At 56.9% G+C, this 16,431-nt stretch carries 13 protein-coding genes; 10 read left to right on the forward strand and 3 right to left on the reverse strand.

Annotated elements, in window-relative coordinates:
- Both pdxJ and acpS read left to right on the forward strand, forming a co-directional pair.
- Entirely contained in the window at positions 1-831 is an 831-nt protein-coding gene (gene pdxJ / locus OM794_RS08835) for a pyridoxine 5'-phosphate synthase (RefSeq protein ID WP_226249591.1), read from the forward strand.
- A 33-nt stretch (positions 832-864) separates the two neighbouring features.
- The gene (gene acpS, locus OM794_RS08840; RefSeq protein WP_226249590.1) at positions 865-1,254 is read left to right on the forward strand and encodes a holo-ACP synthase; all 390 of its coding nucleotides are present in this window, start codon (positions 865-867) and stop codon (positions 1,252-1,254) included.
- A 13-nt stretch (positions 1,255-1,267) separates the two neighbouring features.
- Here acpS and OM794_RS08845 read toward each other — a convergent pair whose 3' ends face one another.
- Positions 1,268-4,024, reverse strand: a complete 2,757-nt coding sequence (locus OM794_RS08845) for an ATP-binding protein (protein WP_226249589.1) — start codon at positions 4,022-4,024, stop codon at positions 1,268-1,270.
- Positions 4,025-4,114: 90 nt separating this feature from the next.
- Here OM794_RS08845 and cysM point away from each other — a divergent pair, with 90 nt between their 5' ends.
- The 8 genes from cysM (at position 4,115) to OM794_RS08885 (ending at position 14,301) form a co-directional block, all read left to right on the forward strand.
- Positions 4,115-5,023: a cysteine synthase CysM gene (gene cysM / locus OM794_RS08850; RefSeq protein WP_226249588.1), complete on the forward strand. Its 909-nt coding sequence runs from the start codon at positions 4,115-4,117 to the stop codon at positions 5,021-5,023.
- Positions 5,024-5,025: 2 nt separating this feature from the next.
- Positions 5,026-6,423: a TRAM domain-containing protein gene (locus OM794_RS08855; protein WP_226249587.1), complete on the forward strand. Its 1,398-nt coding sequence runs from the start codon at positions 5,026-5,028 to the stop codon at positions 6,421-6,423.
- 73 nt (positions 6,424-6,496) lie between these two features.
- Positions 6,497-8,773, forward strand: a complete 2,277-nt coding sequence (gene relA / locus OM794_RS08860; protein WP_226249586.1) for a GTP diphosphokinase — start codon at positions 6,497-6,499, stop codon at positions 8,771-8,773.
- Positions 8,773-9,612, forward strand: coding sequence for a nucleoside triphosphate pyrophosphohydrolase (gene mazG / locus OM794_RS08865; RefSeq protein WP_226249585.1), 840 nt, complete (start codon positions 8,773-8,775; stop codon positions 9,610-9,612). Before relA ends, mazG begins: the two co-directional genes overlap by 1 nt.
- 38 nt (positions 9,613-9,650) lie before the next feature.
- The gene (gene ppc, locus OM794_RS08870; protein ID WP_226249584.1) at positions 9,651-12,299 is read left to right on the forward strand and encodes a phosphoenolpyruvate carboxylase; all 2,649 of its coding nucleotides are present in this window, start codon (positions 9,651-9,653) and stop codon (positions 12,297-12,299) included.
- A gap of 56 nt (positions 12,300-12,355) precedes the next feature.
- Positions 12,356-12,901 (forward strand): DUF924 family protein, encoded by a 546-nt coding sequence (locus OM794_RS08875; RefSeq protein ID WP_265154505.1) that lies wholly within the window; start codon positions 12,356-12,358, stop codon positions 12,899-12,901.
- Between the two features lie 36 nt (positions 12,902-12,937).
- The gene (gene rluF, locus OM794_RS08880; protein ID WP_226249583.1) at positions 12,938-13,999 is read left to right on the forward strand and encodes a 23S rRNA pseudouridine(2604) synthase RluF; all 1,062 of its coding nucleotides are present in this window, start codon (positions 12,938-12,940) and stop codon (positions 13,997-13,999) included.
- A 26-nt stretch (positions 14,000-14,025) separates the two neighbouring features.
- On the forward strand, positions 14,026-14,301 hold the full coding sequence (locus OM794_RS08885; protein ID WP_226249582.1) for a DUF1294 domain-containing protein: 276 nt from the start codon (positions 14,026-14,028) through the stop codon (positions 14,299-14,301).
- Between the two features lie 30 nt (positions 14,302-14,331).
- Here the strand turns inward: OM794_RS08885 and OM794_RS08890 are convergent, their stop codons facing one another.
- Positions 14,332-15,012 (reverse strand): anthranilate synthase component II, encoded by a 681-nt coding sequence (locus tag OM794_RS08890; RefSeq protein WP_226249581.1) that lies wholly within the window; start codon positions 15,010-15,012, stop codon positions 14,332-14,334.
- Entirely contained in the window at positions 15,009-16,430 is a 1,422-nt protein-coding gene (locus OM794_RS08895) for an anthranilate synthase component I family protein (RefSeq protein WP_226249580.1), read from the reverse strand. Before OM794_RS08895 ends, OM794_RS08890 begins: the two co-directional genes overlap by 4 nt.
- Between the last annotated feature and the right edge of the window lies 1 nt (position 16,431).

A 16,431-nucleotide genomic window follows, 5' to 3' on the forward strand; every position in this document is an offset into this window, starting at 1 on the left:
ATGCACCCCCCTCGGATACTGTTAGGCGTCAATATCGATCACATTGCGACACTTCGCCAGGCCCGTGGTACTCGTTACCCGGATCCCGTGCAGGCGGCATTGGTCGTTGAAGAGGCGGGCGCCGATGGCATTACGGTGCATTTGCGTGAAGACAAGCGGCATATTCAGCCCCGGGATGTGCGTATTCTGGCCGAAGTGCTTAATACGCGCATGAACCTGGAAATGGCCGTAACTGAAGAGATGCTTGCTCTGGCCGAAGAAATTCGTCCCGCCCATGTCTGTTTAGTGCCGGAAAAACGCGAAGAGCTGACCACCGAAGGCGGCCTGGATGTGGTCGGTGGTTTTGACGCCATTGCCAGTGCTTGCCAACGGCTTAGTGCAGCGGGGTGCGACGTGTCCCTGTTTATCGATCCTGACGTAGAGCAGATTGATGCAGCCCTACGCGCCGGAGCGCCGACGATTGAGCTGCACACGGGGGCTTATGCAGAAGCGCGTCCTGGCAGTGAGGTCGCCAATGCCGAGTATCAGCGCTTAACGACCGCCGCAACTCACGCGGTCTCATCAGGCTTGGTGGTGAATGCTGGCCATGGCTTGCACTACCACAACGTTGAGGCAATTGCGGCACTGCCGGGCGTTAACGAGCTAAATATTGGCCATGCCATTATTGCCCGTGCGCTGTTTGTGGGTCTTAAAGAGGCCGTGCAGGAGATGAAGCGCTTAATCATTGCTGGCCAGGAAGCAGGTTTGATGGCAGCCCTCGATGCTCATGAGCACGACCATGATCATGAAGGCGTTTCAGGGCACGTGCACAACGGTTGCTGCGGGCATTAAACGGCGATTTCTATTGAGAGGTTTCTTTAGGCGATGATTGTGGGAATTGGTTCGGACATTGCCCGCGTTGAGCGTTTTACGCGGGCTATGCAGCGTCACGGCCCGCGCTTTGCTCAGCGCATTTTAGGCCCCGAAGAGCATGCGCTTTGGCAGCAGAAATCTGAGCCCGCCGCATTCCTGGCCAAACGCTTCGCCGCCAAAGAGGCCTTTGTTAAAGCATTGGGGTTAGGCCTACGCCAGGGTTTGCAGTGGTGTGATATTCAGGTGCTGAACGATGCCTTGGGTAAGCCCTATTTCCTGCTCAACGGCGAAGCCGGAAGACTTTTACAAGCGGCAGGTGTCACCACCAGCCACGTAACGTTGAGTGATGAAGCCGAGTACGCGGTGGCGTTTGTTGTACTAGAGCGTGAAACCCCAGGCTAACGTTGAGTTTTGCTTAATGCCTAAGCAGCAGTGGGCGCTGTGCACGTAGCCTTGCCATTGCCCGGTAGAGCTCTTCCAATAGCCCTTCAACATGGTCTAAGCCGCTGGTGCGCAGTCGGGTTTCCAGGGTCTCCACCAGTAAGGCCAACTCTGGTGCGCCGCAGTAGCGGCTGGCGCCATTAAGTCCATGTACCCAGTCGAGTAGGGTGGGAAGATTTTGCTGGATAAACGCAGCGCGCATATGCTGTTCACTCTCATCCAGACTGTCGATTAGACGTTTTAGCTGCTCCCGTGCTAAATACTCTTTACCCCCCGCCAAGCGTGCACCAATCTCAAGATCAATAACGGGTAGGGTGGCGGGGGGAGTGTGGCTAAAGCGCTGCGTATTGGCGGCGTTGCTGTCCCGCTGTGAAGAGGACACCGTTGCGCTACTGGACGTCAGCCGGTGGGTAACCCCTAAAAAGCGATTGAGTAACTGATCCAACTGCGTCTCATCAATCGGTTTTATCAGTACGTCATCAAGGCCTTCCGCTAGCCAATGCTGGCGTTCACTACTGAGTACGTGGGCCGTAACGGCAATAATGGGGCAGCGGGCCCAGGTGCTACTAAGCCTACGCAGCGCCTGGGTAGTCTGCACGCCATCCATCCCCGGCATACGAATATCCATTAACACCATGTCAACGTTACTGGTGTGTGCGAACTCTAGCGCCTGGTGACCGCTTTCTACCGTAATGACCTGCAGTGTTGGATCTTCAAGCATGCTTTTGAGCAACTCTCGGTTCGGCGCATTATCATCGACAATCAGTAATTTAAGTGGCTGGGGGGCTGCTGGTAGTGCTAGTAGCTCCTGGCCATCTTTATGCGCCATCAGTGGGGGGAGTAACAATTGCTTTAGCGTCGCCACCAACTGAGCGCGGGAAAAGGGTTTGTAAAGGATCTCTCCACCATGGGTTAAGTGCAGTGGTGGTAGGTCAAAGCTGTTGCCATTGGCTAAAATCAGAGTGGGGTAGGGCGTTTGGTCGATCACTGTTTGCCAGTGGGAGTGCCATTCAGGGCTAAAGTCGCTGTGTTCCAACCCTAAGATCATCAATTTCGCTGGTTCAGCGGCATCAAAGGCGACGGGGTGTGCCTCCCAGCGCTGCAGTAGGTGTTCGAGTACATGGCGGGTGGGCGCATGCGTTTCATATAAGCGAATGGTCGGGTTGTCCAAGTGAACTTCGGGTGGCCGCTCGATAGCCTGGTGCGCAAGCATGGGGAGGGTAAAAGAGAAGGTCGTGCCTTTACCCAGCTCGCTTTCCACCTCAATCTCGCCGCCCATGCGCTCGATTAGTTGTCGGCAGATAGTAAGGCCCAGGCCACTGCCGCCAAATTGCCGTGAATGGCTGGGTTCGGCTTGGGAAAAAGCGCTAAACAGCGCTTCCTTGTGGGCCTCGCTTAGGCCAATGCCTGTGTCACTGACGCTGAGATTGAGTACCACATGCTGGCCTTCAAGGTTATCCAGCATGACGCGCACGATCACTTCGCCTTCATGGGTGAATTTGAGTGCATTGCCAATTAAGTTATTCAATACCTGATGTATACGTAGCGGGTCACCGGTAAGCGGTGTCGGTACGTCGTCGTATACCATGGCCACCAGGTGTAGCTGCTTGCGTTGGGCTTCGGGAGCATGCAGCCCCACCACTTCGTCAACCAGTGCAACAATATCGATATCCGTCTCTTCCAGAGTGAGGCGGTTCGCTTCAAGCTTGGAAAAGTCGAGTACGTCGTTAACCAGCATCAGCAGGTTGTCACAAGCGCGGTGTACGTGCTGCAGCCACTCCTGCTGACGTGTATCCAGTGATGAGCGCCCCAGTAACCGACAGAAGCCGATAATACCGTTCAGCGGTGTACGGATCTCATGGCTCATATTGGCTAAAAATTCAGACTTCACGGCGTTAGCTCGTAGCGCGCTGCGGTGAGCCAAATCGAGCTTGATATTCTGCTCCTCAATGGTTTCCATTGACTCTTGCAGCTCGCTGGTGGCCTGCTCAATTTGCGTTTGCATATTTCGCTGGGCCTGCTGAAAGTGCTCTGCCAGGGCGTTAATATGACCACTCAGGTGGTGAAGCTCTGTCGCATTAGAGGGTGCCAAACCCAATCGATAGTCACCGCGGGATAGTCGATAAAGCGCTTGGTTGGCTTCTTCGATAGGGCGGGTGGCGTAGCGGCTGATGGCAAAAGCGACTAAAAACAGCAGCAGGCCCAGCAACATGCCGCCGAGGCTGAGGCTGGCGATCAACTTATAGCGCACTAGGGTGAGCGCTCGCGTGTCCATTTCGATATCTAGCCAGCCAACGCTACTGTTGCTTGCTGGGCTGGCTTGTCTTGTGCTGGTCTGGCTGGTACTGAGCTGAGGAGCCTCTAGCGGCAAACGCAGCCGCCAAACGTCCTCTTCCATGATCAATTGGTGATCAGCGGGGGCGTTGAGTAACGAAGAGGGGGCTTGACCCAACTGTAAGATAAGGCTGCCTTGTTGATTAAATAACGCAACCCCGCGAAGTCCCTGCATATTGCGGAGCTGACGCGCAAGGATTTCCTGGTGCTGGGTATCACCCTTGACGATCGCATCAGCAAGGCTTGGTGCCAACAGCTCGGCGGCACTTTCCAAGTGCGCTTGCTGTGCCGTACGCGCTTGCGTGTCACTCTGTATGACCAGTAGTACGGCCATCATGGCGTATACCAGTAGCGGAAAACCGAGTAAGGCGAATAGAAGACGGGTGTTCAAAGACATGAAAAGAACTCGTTGATTCAATGAGGTTGCCTGTCCAGCCCAAGGCAGCACCGATATAATGCAGCATAACGGTGACGATAAGGAATATTCATGAACGATCTCAAGGGCTATCCCACGCTAGAAGATGTAGTTGGCAACACGCCCCTTGTACGCCTGAAGCGCATTAACGCTGGGCGTAACAATACCTTGTTGGCTAAGCTTGAAGGCAATAATCCTGCCGGCTCGGTCAAAGACCGCCCTGCGCTCTCCATGATCCATGAAGCAGAAGCGCGGGGTGATATTACCCCCGGCGATACGCTGATTGAGGCAACCTCCGGCAATACCGGTATCGCGCTCGCCATGGCGGCGGCGATCAAGGGGTATCAGATGGTGTTGGTAATGCCGGAAAACGCCTCGGAAGAGCGTAAGCAGGCGATGGCTGCTTTTGGGGCTAAATTAATCTCTGCCAGCAAAGCCGGGGGCATGGAAGAGGCGCGGGACATTGCCGATGGCATGATTGCTAGAGGCGAAGGCAAACCGCTTAACCAGTTCGCCAACCCGGATAATCCGTTAGCGCACTATCGCACCACCGGCCCAGAGGTGTGGCAGCAAACCGGGGGCGAGGTGACTCACTTCGTCAGTTCCATGGGCACCACGGGCACCATTATGGGGGTGTCGCGCTATTTGAAAGAGCAAAATCCGGCTATTCAAATTGTCGGCTTACAGCCTGCCGATGGCGCCAGTATTCCCGGTATTCGCCGCTGGCCAGAAGCGTACCTGCCCGCTATTTTTGAGGCGCCGCGGGTGGATGTCACCCTCGATATTGGTCAGCAAGAGGCCGAGGAGCATATGCGCCGTCTGGCCCGTGAAGAGGGCATTCTGGCTGGGGTCTCATCGGGGGGCAGCTTGGCCGGTGCGCTACGTATCGCGGAGCAAACCGAAAATGCGGTGATTGTGTTTATCGTCTGTGACCGTGGTGATCGTTATCTCTCCACTGGCCTATTTGCCCCAGGAGTATAATGATGGCCATGTTGGGAAAACGGCGGCCAGCCAGGCCCGCATCAGGGCATTCTGGGCTGGCGCGCACACCGGGTGGTAAGGCTCCGCATACTGCTATAGAGGATGCGTCGCCGCTGATCATTGAACGTTTGGCTCATGATGGGCGTGGGGTTGCCCACGCAGCCAACGGGAAAACCGTATTTGTCGATCAGGCGCTGCCCGGTGAACAGGTCGAAGTGGCGATTCATCTGACCCGCAAACGCTTCGACGAAGCGCATATCAAATCGTTGCTAACCACTTCCGAGCTGCGTGTCACACCGCCTTGCCCACATTTTGGCCACTGCGGCGGCTGCGATTTACAGCACCTCAGTGTCGACGCCCAGCGCGCCCATAAACGTGAAGTAGTGCGTGATCTATTTGCTCGCCAGGGTATAACGCTAGACGAAATCGGCTCGATTCAAGGCGGCGATCAGGGCTATCGGCGCCGGGCACGGCTAGGGGTCAAAGTCGACAGCCAGGGCACTACGCGCCTGGGGTTTCGTGCCGCTCATAGCCACCGCCTGGTGGATATTGAGCGCTGCCCGGTATTGGTCGATGCCTTACAGCGCCTGTTATCCCCTCTGCGTGAGCTGCTGAGTACGTTAGAGGCGCCGCGCCAGGTAGGGCACATCGAATTATTGGCAACGGCAACCGCGCAGGTTGTGTTGGTTCGTCAGTTAAAAGAGCACGCCGGGGACGCTGAACGCTGGCAAGCCTTTGCGCAGCAGCAAAAAGTGGCGCTAGGCACCTGGTTGGGGCGTGAAACACCCACACTGCACTGGCATGGCGCAGCGCCGGCGCTTGAAGAGTCGCTAGCGGTGGATGGTCAGCCACCGCTTAGCTTAAGTTTTGCACCGGGGGATTTTTTACAGGTCAACGCCCAGGTTAATCAGCAAATGATCGCCCAGGTCATCCAGTGGCTTGCGCCCAGGTCAGGGCAAAAACTACTCGACTTTTTTGCCGGTATCGGAAATTTTAGCTTGCCCATAGCGGCAGCGGGCGCGGAGGTGCATGCGGTGGAAGGTAACCCTGCCATGGTGGCGCGCATAGCCATTAATGCCAAGCGTAACCAACTGATGGTTAGCGGCCAACAGGCTGATTTGAACAGCGCTGCCAGCGTAAATGCGCTATTAACTGAGTATGGCGGTAGCGATGCGCTGGTACTCGACCCGCCGCGTAGTGGTGCTGAAGTCATTTGTCAGGCGCTGGCGCGCCACCCGGTACCCAGGGTGGTCTATATTTCCTGTGATCCGGCGACGCTTGCCCGGGATGCGGCACATCTTGTGCATGCGGGTTACCGAGTCAAGCAAGTAGCAGTGGCGGATATGTTCCTTCACACTGCGCATATGGAAACGCTGATGCTGTTCGAGTACGGGGACTAGACGTTTCCCCATCGCATCAAGCCACGGTGGCGGTCATGTAGAGACCGTCTCCCTGAAAGGATGAGTGATTGTCATGGTGAAAGTGCGTGAAGACCAGCCGCTAACCGCAAGCGGAAAGGTGGACATACAACAATGGTTAACGCGCCTTCAGGAGGATGTGCGTGTACGTGAACCTGAGCGTTTAGTCGAGGCCTGTGAGCTCGCTGAGCAGTTAGAGCTTGAGGCACCGCGTACCCATCGTGTATGGCTGTCGCCAGGCTCTAGCTTTCGCATGGGTCTGGAAATGGCCGATATTCTTGGTGAATTAAAACTAGATCAGGCGACACTTGAGGCCGCCGTTCTCTACCGCGCGGTGCGGGAAGGATTGCTGAGCCTCGAGTCGGTAGCAAAGCGTTTTGGCGAAGAAGTAGCCAGCCTGATTGATGGCGTGCTGCAAATGGCCGCGATCAGCTACCCATTGGCGCCTGACCATGGGATGGGCCAGCACAATCAGCAGGAGAACCTGCGCAAGATGCTGGTTAACATGGTGGGCGATGTACGCGTGGCGTTGATCAAAATTGCTGAACGTACCTGTGCCCTACGTCAGGTAAAGGATGCTCCCCGGGAAAAGTGTTTACAGGTTGCCAGAGAAGTTGCCGATATCTATGCGCCGTTAGCGCACCGCTTAGGCATTGGGCAACTGAAGTGGGAGCTGGAAGACCTATCGTTTCGTTACCTGCATGAAGATGAGTACAAAGCGATCGCCAAGCTTTTGGCGGAAAAGCGCCTCGACCGCGACCGCTATATTCACGATGTGGTCGAAACCATCAAGAGCTTGATGGAAGCGCAGCACATCCACCGCTACGATGTGGATGGTCGGGCCAAACATATCTACTCGATCTGGCGCAAAATGAAGCGTAAGCGGATCGACTTCTCGCAGGTGCACGATGTACGTGCGGTGCGCATACTGGTGCCGGAAGTGGCGGACTGCTACACCGTGCTGGGGATTATTCACTCGCGCTGGCACCATGTGCCCAACGAGTTTGACGACTACATCGCCAACCCCAAAAAGAACGGCTACCAGTCGCTGCACACCGCTGTTATGGGGCCGGAAAATAAAGTACTTGAAATCCAGATCCGCACCTTCGCCATGCACGACGAGGCGGAACTGGGCGTGTGTGCCCACTGGCGCTACAAAGGGCACGATACCAACGCCAAAAGCCGTAGCTACGAAGAGAAAATTGCCTGGCTGCGTCAGGTACTGGAGTGGCAGGACGAAGTGGGCGGCTTTGGCGATCTCCGCGAAGGGCTCTCGAGCGATGTGGCGCCTGACCGCATTTACGTTTTCACTCCCGACGGTCACGTGATTGATCTGCCGCGGATTGCCACACCGATCGATTTCGCCTATCGGGTGCATACCGAAATTGGCCACCGCTGTCGGGGCGCCAAGATTAACGGGCGCATTGTGCCGCTCACCTACAAGTTAAAAACTGGCCAGCAGATTGAAATTCTTACCGCCACCAAGGGGGGGCCAAGCCGCGACTGGTTAAACCCCAGCCTGGGCTATGTACGTACTTCCCGGGCACGGGCCAAAATCCAGGCGTGGTTTAAACATCAGGCGCGGGATCAAAACCTGGATGAGGGGCGCGTGCTGTTTGACCGAGAAATGCGCCGCCTGGATGTCGAGGGCCTCGATCTGCCCAAACTGGCCAAGGCCGTCAACTACCAAAACGCCGAGGACATGTACGCGGCCATCGGCGCCGGTGACCTGCGTATCGGTCAGGTGCTGCACCAGGCCCAGCAGCTATTTGGTGAAACCGATGACCAGGAGCAGCTCGACCGCCTGCTGGCCAAGCCAAAGCGTCAATCCAGCAAAGCCACCAAAAGCGATATCACGGTGCTCGGTGTTGGCAACCTTAAAACCAGTATGGCCAACTGCTGCCGCCCAGTGCCCGGCGAACCGATTATCGGCTTTATTACCCAGGGGCGTGGTGTCACCGTGCACCGCCAGGACTGCAGCAATATTCTGCAATTGCGCCTGGACGAACCCCAGCGCATTATCGAAGTGGAGTGGGGCGAGCGCGCCCAAACTCGTTATCCGGTGACCATCGAGATTCAGGCCTGGGATCGTTCCGGGCTGCTGCGCGATGTCACGGGCCTGCTGGGTAATGAAAAGGTCAACGTACTCGCCGTGAACACGCTCACCGATACCGATGAAGGCATTGCCCGGCTGCGCATTACTCTGGAAGTCGATGGCCTTGAATCCCTGGGGCGGTTGTTCTCGCGTATCCAGCAGTTGCCCAACGTTACCGAAGTACGTCGTTTGCGCAACGCCGACCTGGATCAACAAGTTCGCAAGGGAGGAGCATAATGCGTCACGGTATCGATGACCTGCTGACCTTGATGCAGGTGCTGCGCGACCGGGAGCAGGGCTGCCCCTGGGATCTCCAGCAGGATTGGGACACTATTGTGCCTCACACCCTGGAAGAAGCCTACGAGGTCGCTGATGCCATCGAACGGCGCGCTTTTGACGAGCTACCCGGCGAGCTGGGCGATCTGCTCTTTCAAGTGGTCTACTACGCCCAATTCGGCGCGGAAGAGCAGCGCTTCGACTTTGCCGATATCGTCGATACGCTGACCGCCAAAATGCTGCGCCGCCATCCTCACGTATTCCCGGAAGGCACCCTGGCTTCCCGCCGCCCGCCGGGTGTGAATGCCGAGGAAGTACAAACCCAGCAGGTCAACAGCCGCTGGGAGGCGCTTAAAGCCGATGAGCGTGCTGAAAGGGCCGTTGAGCAGCCCTCTGTGCTCGACGATGTACCGCGCACGCTGCCCGCGCTTAGCCGTGCTGCCAAGCTGTCTAAACGCGCGGCTCGGGTAGGCTTTGACTGGCCCGATGCGCGCGGCGTGGTGGCTAAAATTCGTGAAGAACTGGCCGAAGTGGAAGAGGCGCTCGCCGCCGGTGATCAACAGCACGCCCAGGAAGAAGTCGGCGACTTGCTGTTTGCAGTGACCAATCTTGCCCGCACGCTGAAGGCTGACCCGGAGCAGTGCCTGCGCGCGACCAATGCCAAGTTTGAGCGCCGTTTCCGTTTTGTCGAGCGCGAGCTTAGCGCTGCCCAGCGGCCATTAACGGAGGCTTCCCTAGACGAGATGGAAGCCCACTGGCAGGCGGCGAAAGCAGAAGAAAAACAATCTACACATTCCTGATTTAATAATGATGCGACCCCTGCAAGGAGGCCATGCCAATGAGTCACGACCTACACGAATCCCTGCGTGATAACGTGCGTATTCTGGGCGATAGCCTGGGGCGCACCATTGCCGATGATTTGGGCCAGGCATTTGTCGATAAAATTGAAACCATTCGCGCCCACGCCAAGCGCGGGCGCCAGGGCGACTCGCTGCAGCAGCGCGAATTGATCGAGTACCTGCGCGAGCTGCCCGAGCGGGATCTGCTGCCGGTCACCCGGGCGTTCAACCAGTTTTTAAACCTAGCCAATATTGCCGAGCAGCACTACCGGGCGCGCTTTCGTCGGGTTGAGGACTACAAGCCTGGCTCCCAGCCGGTGTTGGGTGAACTGCTTGAGCGTGCTCAGCAGGCGGGCAACTCACCGCGTAAACTGGTCGAGGCCCTCGCCAATATGCGCGTAGAGTTGGTGCTCACCGCTCACCCCACGGAAGTTATCCGGCGTACCTTGATCCAAAAATATGACGCCATTGATGAGTGCCTCACCGCTATTGAGAGCTCAGATGACTACCCTGAGCGGGGTGCCCGCGCCCAGGGCCGCCTGGAAGAACTGATTAGCCAGGCGTGGCATACCGATGAGATTCGCCACGAGCGGCCCACCCCGGTGGACGAGGCCAAGTGGGGCTTTGCGGTGATTGAGAACTCGCTGTGGCAGGCGGTGCCAGATTTCCATAGAGATTTGGATAACCTGCTGCTGGATACCGCCGGTGAACGCCTGCCACTGGATGCCGCCCCCATTCGCTACGCCTCCTGGATGGGCGGCGACCGCGATGGCAACCCCAACGTCACAGCTAAAGTGACCCGCGAGGTGCTGCTGTTAGGTCGCTGGATGGCCGCCGATCTTTATCTACGCGATCTCGAACAGCTTAAAACCGAGCTCTCCATGTGGAAGGCGAATAGTGCGCTCAAAGCCGAGGCGGGGGATGTGGCCGAGCCCTACCGCGAAGTGCTTAAACGTCTGCTCGCACGCATGGAGTCCACCCGGGATTGGGCCAAAGCAGAGTTGGAAGGGCACAACTATAACGGCGGGCCGATTATCGAAACCCGCGACCAGCTCTATTCACCGCTGCTCGCCTGCTACCGTTCGCTATGCGATGTGGGGCTGGACACTATCGCTAACGGCGCGCTGCTGGATACTCTGCGCCGGGTAGCCGTTTTTGGCGTCACCCTAACCAAGCTCGATCTGCGCCAAGAGGCCAGCCGCCATGCCCAGGTGATTGAAGAGCTGACTAGCGCCCTGGGTCTGGGCCATTACCAGGAGTGGGACGAAGCCAAACGTCAGGCTTTTCTGCTTGAGGAACTAACTTCACGTCGCCCGCTGATTCCGCGCCGCTGGGAATGCTCCGCCGAGTCCCGCGAAGTGCTGGATACCTTCAAAGTCATAGCACAGGAACATTCCGAAGCGCTGGGAACTTACATCATTTCCATGGCCGCTGAGCCCTCGGACGTGCTCACCGTGGCGCTGCTGATGAAAGAGGTGGGAGGGCAGGTAACGCTACCTATTGCACCGCTGTTTGAAACCCTTAACGACCTGGATCACGCAGGCGATGTGGTGGATCAACTGCTGGCGATACCGGGCTACCGTTCTCTGATCGATGACCGTCAGGAGGTCATGATTGGCTACTCGGACTCAGCAAAAGATGCCGGTCAGTTAGCCGCTGCCTGGGCGCAGTATCGCGCTCAGGAGTCGTTGGTGAATGTGTGTCACCGACACGGCGTTGATTTGACCCTGTTCCACGGTCGTGGCGGCACCGTGGGCCGTGGCGGCGGCCCAGCGCATGCGGCGATTCTCTCCCAGCCCCCCGGTTCGGTAAACGGCAGTTTGAGGGTGACCGAGCAGGGCGAGATGATTCGCTTCAAGTTTGGTCAGCCCGATATCGCCCTTCGCTCCATGGAGATCTACGCCTGCGCGGTGCTGGAAGCCACGCTACTGCCACCGCGTGCTCCGGAACCCCACTGGCGCGAGGAGATGGATCAGCTCGCCAAAGTAGCGCATACCGCCTATGTAGGCGTGGTGCGCGAAGACCCCGATTTTGTCCCCTATTTCCGGGCGGTCACACCAGAAGGTGCCTTGGGCAGGCTGCCGTTGGGCTCACGCCCCACCAAGCGGCGCCAGGATGGCGGGGTGGAAACCCTGCGCGCCATCCCATGGATTTTCGCCTGGACGCAGATTCGCTTAATGTTACCGGCGTGGCTGGGCAGCGGCGAAGCCTTCTCGCGACGCTTGGAGCAGCCCGGCGGGCGTGATGTGCTGCAAGAGATGCGCAATGAGTGGCCCTTCTTTGGCACCTACCTGGACATGCTGGAGATGCTGCTGGCCAAAGCCGATGTGGCGATTGCCGCTTACTACGAGCACCGCTTGGTCGATGAACCCTCGTTGAAGGCATTGGGTAAACAGCTGCGTGAACGCTTTGGGCGCTTGGAAGAGGCCGTGCTGGATATCTTGCAGCAGGAGAAACTGCTGGAGAATACGCCGCTGATTCGCCAGGCGATTGATGTGCGTAATCCCTACATCGATCCGCTCCACGGCCTGCAGGCGGAGCTGCTGCAGCGGAACCGCGACGCCGATGGGGCCATTAGCGCCGATCTTTCCCGTGCACTGATGGTCACCATGGCGGGGATAGCGGCGGGTCTACGTAACACGGGCTAAGCAATACCGATTAGGCAACATCGGCATTTTTAAACTTCATTAAGCAGGAGGCGTCAATGTCCTTAGAGGCTCAAGCGGTACTCGATTTCTGGTTTGAGGCGTTGACGCCTGCTCAATGGTTTAAAAAAGACCCTGAGATGGATCGGATGATCTTGCAGCGATTTGGCGCACTGCATACGCAGGCTTCACAGTGCGAGTGTTACCCATGGCGGAAAACGGCCGAAGGGCGACTGGCAGAGATCATTGTGCTGGATCAGTTCTCGCGCAATATTTACCGTGATGATGCTCGCGCCTTTGCCACGGATGCTTTAGCGCTGGCGCTAGCGCAAGAGGCCGTCGCCGCTGGGGCAGACGCAGAACTAACCAGCGAGCAGCGTGCGTTTTTGTATATGCCCTATATGCATAGCGAATCCGTGGCCATTCATAAGCTGGCGATGCAGTTGTTTGACCAGCCGGGGTTAGAGAATAACTACGACTTTGAAGTGCGCCACAAGGCGATTATCGATCGCTTTGGGCGTTACCCGCACCGTAACGCCTTGTTGGGGCGGGCCTCTACCGACGAGGAGTTGGCCTTCTTAAAGGAGCCCGGCTCCTCTTTTTAACTGTTTGCTTATTACCCATTAGCCACGTGGCGGTTTATGTCGTTTCGAAAATCTACCCGGATCAATAAGTACATTAGCGAGAGCGGTATGTGCTCCCGCCGTGAAGCCGACCGCTTTGTGGAGCAGGGCAACGTGTGGATTAACGGTCGCCGTGCCACCACTGGCGATCAGGTGGTGGCGGGAGACTTGGTGAAGGTCAATGGTCAGGAGATCGAGCCTCAGGAGGAGGAGGATCTGGTGCTGATCGCGCTGAACAAGCCGGTGGGCATTGTCAGTACCACCGAGTCCAGCGAAAAGGACAATATCGTTGAGTTTGTGAAGCATGGCACACGTATTTTCCCCATTGGGCGGCTCGACAAAGACTCCCAAGGGTTGATTTTTTTGACCAATAATGGTGACTTGGTTAATAAGATTCTGCGCGCCAATAACAACCACGAAAAAGAGTACCAGGTGACGGTGAACAAGCCGATTACCGACGAGTTTATCGAGGGTATGCAGCGCGGCGTGCCGATTCTGGGCAAGGTGACCAAGCGCTGCAAGTTACAAAAAGAGTCCACCTTTGTATTCACGATTACATTGGTACAGGGGCTCAATCGGCAAATTCGCCGTATGTGCGAATACTTCGGCTATGAGGTTACCCAACTGATCCGCACGCGGATTATGAATGTGTCGCTTAAAGGCTTAGCCCTGGGTGACTGGCGCGATCTCACGCCTAAAGAGATTGATACCATTATCGCCTTGACCGAACGCTCAGAGGCGGCACCCGAGAAGAAGAGTAAAGCGAAGCCAGAAAGACCCAACTACAGCTCAGGCGCAGGAAAGGCAAAACCGCCTGCTGCGAAAAGGCGGCCGGCCAAAGCAGGTGCGAAGGCAACTGGTGCCAAAGCCACCGGGGTTAAACCGCTTCCCAAAGGTAAAAAAGCCGCCAGCGGAAAAGTCAGTGGAAAAACAGGTACCGGCCCGAAAGGCGGTGTGGCAGGCAAGCCGCACCCCAAGGGCGGTAAAGCCCCCGGCAAGCCCGGTGCTAAAGGTAAGCCCGTGGGTAACGGCCGCGGTAAGCCAGCGGCGGGCGGTAAACCTTCTCAGCGACGCAAATAGCGCCTAACCCTTCAAGAGTCTCCACTGTGATTCCAATCGTCGCTTTTTACGCTTTGATTAGCGTTATCGCTTATATCACTTACGCTATCGACAAAAAGGCGGCTATTAACAACCGCCGTCGGGTGAGTGAAAAGTCGCTACATCTGCTTGGGATAGTGGGGGGCTGGCCGGGTGCGTTACTGGCCCAACAGCGGCTGCGGCATAAAACTCAAAAAACCGCCTTTCAAGTGACGTTCTGGCTAACGGTTGTCGTAAATCTGGTCTGTGTAGGGTGGCTAACGGTTTCATTGAACCTCATTTAGCCACCCGTTTAGCCACCCTATGCTGGGTGCCTACGCTCTGGTGTGATTGCCGGGCGCGAAAAGAAAATTAGCGATCAGCTCTTTGCCGCCTTCAGTGGCAAACGATTCCGGGTGAAACTGGATGCCATGAATCGGGTACTCCCGGTGTTTAACGCCCATCAGCTCAAACTCACCCAGTGCCTGCCAGCCGCTGCGCTGCTCGAAATTGTCAGCTTCCAGGGTTCCCACGGTGGCGGTTACTTCCAGGCACTCGGGCAGGGTGGTCGCATCGGCAATTAGCGAGTGGTAGCGCATTACCTCAAGCTGGTCGGGCACGCCGTTAAACACCGAGGCGTTATTGTGGTTGATCGGGCTGATCTTGCCATGCATCGGCAGCGGTGCCTTCACTACCTTGCCGCCAAACACGTGCACAATACCCTGCATGCCCAGGCAAACGCCCAGCAGCGGGGTGGTCTTACCCAGTTTTCCGATCACCTCAGCGCACACGCCAAAGTAGCGCGGGTCATCCGGGGAGCCGGGGCCGGGGGAGATAATAATACGATCCGGCGCCATGGCTTCGATCGTCTGGAAATCGATCTGATTATTACGCTTAACGAGTATTTCAAAGCTGGCCAGCCCGCCGCGATTCTTCTCCGTGGTTAGAATCTCACCGATGAACTGGTAGAGGTTATAGGTGAAGGAGTCGTAGTTATCGATGATCAGCACCTTCATGCGGGGCTCTCCGTTTCCGTGCTCATAAAGGGGGTCAAGGCCTTGCGGGTGCCGGCAAATTTGCGGCGAATCTCTTCGTACTCATCTTCGGCGTTGCTGTCATACACGTTGCCGCCGCAGGTTTGCACGTAAGCGCGCTCGCCGTTGACGAATACCGTACGAATGGGAATGGCAAAGGTACAGTCGCCGTTAAACGAGAACTGACCCACCGCGCCACCGTAGGGGCCGCGGCCATCGGTTTCCAGGTCGTCGATAATCTTCATCGCTTCTATCTTGGGCGCGCCGGTGAGTGTCCCCGCCGGAAAGTTGCTGGCCAGGGCGGTAAACATATCTTCGCCTTCGGCAATGATGCCGACGATCTCGCTGGAGATATGCTGCACGTGGCTAAAGCGCTTGATATCCATCAGGCTACGTACTTTCACCGTGCCAAACTGTGCCACCCGGCCAATATCGTTGCGATGCAGGTCGACGATCATGTTGTGTTCGGCGATCTCTTTCGGATCGTTGAGCAGCGCACGGGCCAACTGGGTATCCTCTTGGGGCGTTTTGCCGCGCAGGGTGGTACCTGCCAGCGGAAACGTCTCCATCTCGCCTTGGCGCAGTCGGAATAGCAGTTCAGGGCTGGCGCCAATGAGTTTCTGCTCGCCGAATTTAACGTAGTACATCTGCGGTGAGGGGTTAATGGTGCGCAGCTGGTCGTACAGCGCCAGGGTATCGCCTTTAATACTAAAACGCTTTTTAAAGCCGACTTCACACTGGAACACCTTACCGTCAATAATATCCTGCTTCACCTTGGCCACCGCCTCGGCGTGCTCTGCCTGGCTCATGGTGTCGCCCAGCGCGGTAATCTGCAGCGGGCCTGCTGGCTCATCGTCTGCATTGATCAGCGTCTGCAAAAATTCGTAGCGGCTGTTGTCGTAGTAGAAGTAGGTGACTTCCCCGGTCATCTTGTCGAGGATCAGGCCATCTTTGTAGAGCCCAAAGCGGAAGGTGTCGAAATCATCGCTGGCTTTTAACGCAAGCGATGGCTCGAAGTACTGCATGGCGTCATAGCCAAGATAGCCGCTTAGCCCGCCAGCGTACTTGCGGGAAATAATATTCTGCGGAATCAGGCTGCGCAGCAGCTCGTAGGGGTTGTCGCTTGGGTAGTGGTTGGCGTTGCCATCACGCTCTTGGATGGTCAGCGTGTTGCCGTTGGCGTAGAGGGTGTACTCAGGGTCGAAGCCAATAATCGAGTGACGTGCCATGTGGCTATCTTCACCCAGCGACTCCAGCATGTAGCAGGTATCAAAGCGGCGTTCGATTTTTTGAAACAGGGCAAAGAAGTCGCAGTCCGCCGCCAAGGTCACATAGTGAGGTTTGCGTGGCAGCGTAAAAGGCTGCGGGCCTGATGAGGCGTGCGTGTCAGCAGTGGTCATG

The sequence above is a fragment of the Halomonas sp. BDJS001 genome, from assembly GCF_026104355.1.
Classification (GTDB): Bacteria; Pseudomonadota; Gammaproteobacteria; order Pseudomonadales; family Halomonadaceae; genus Vreelandella.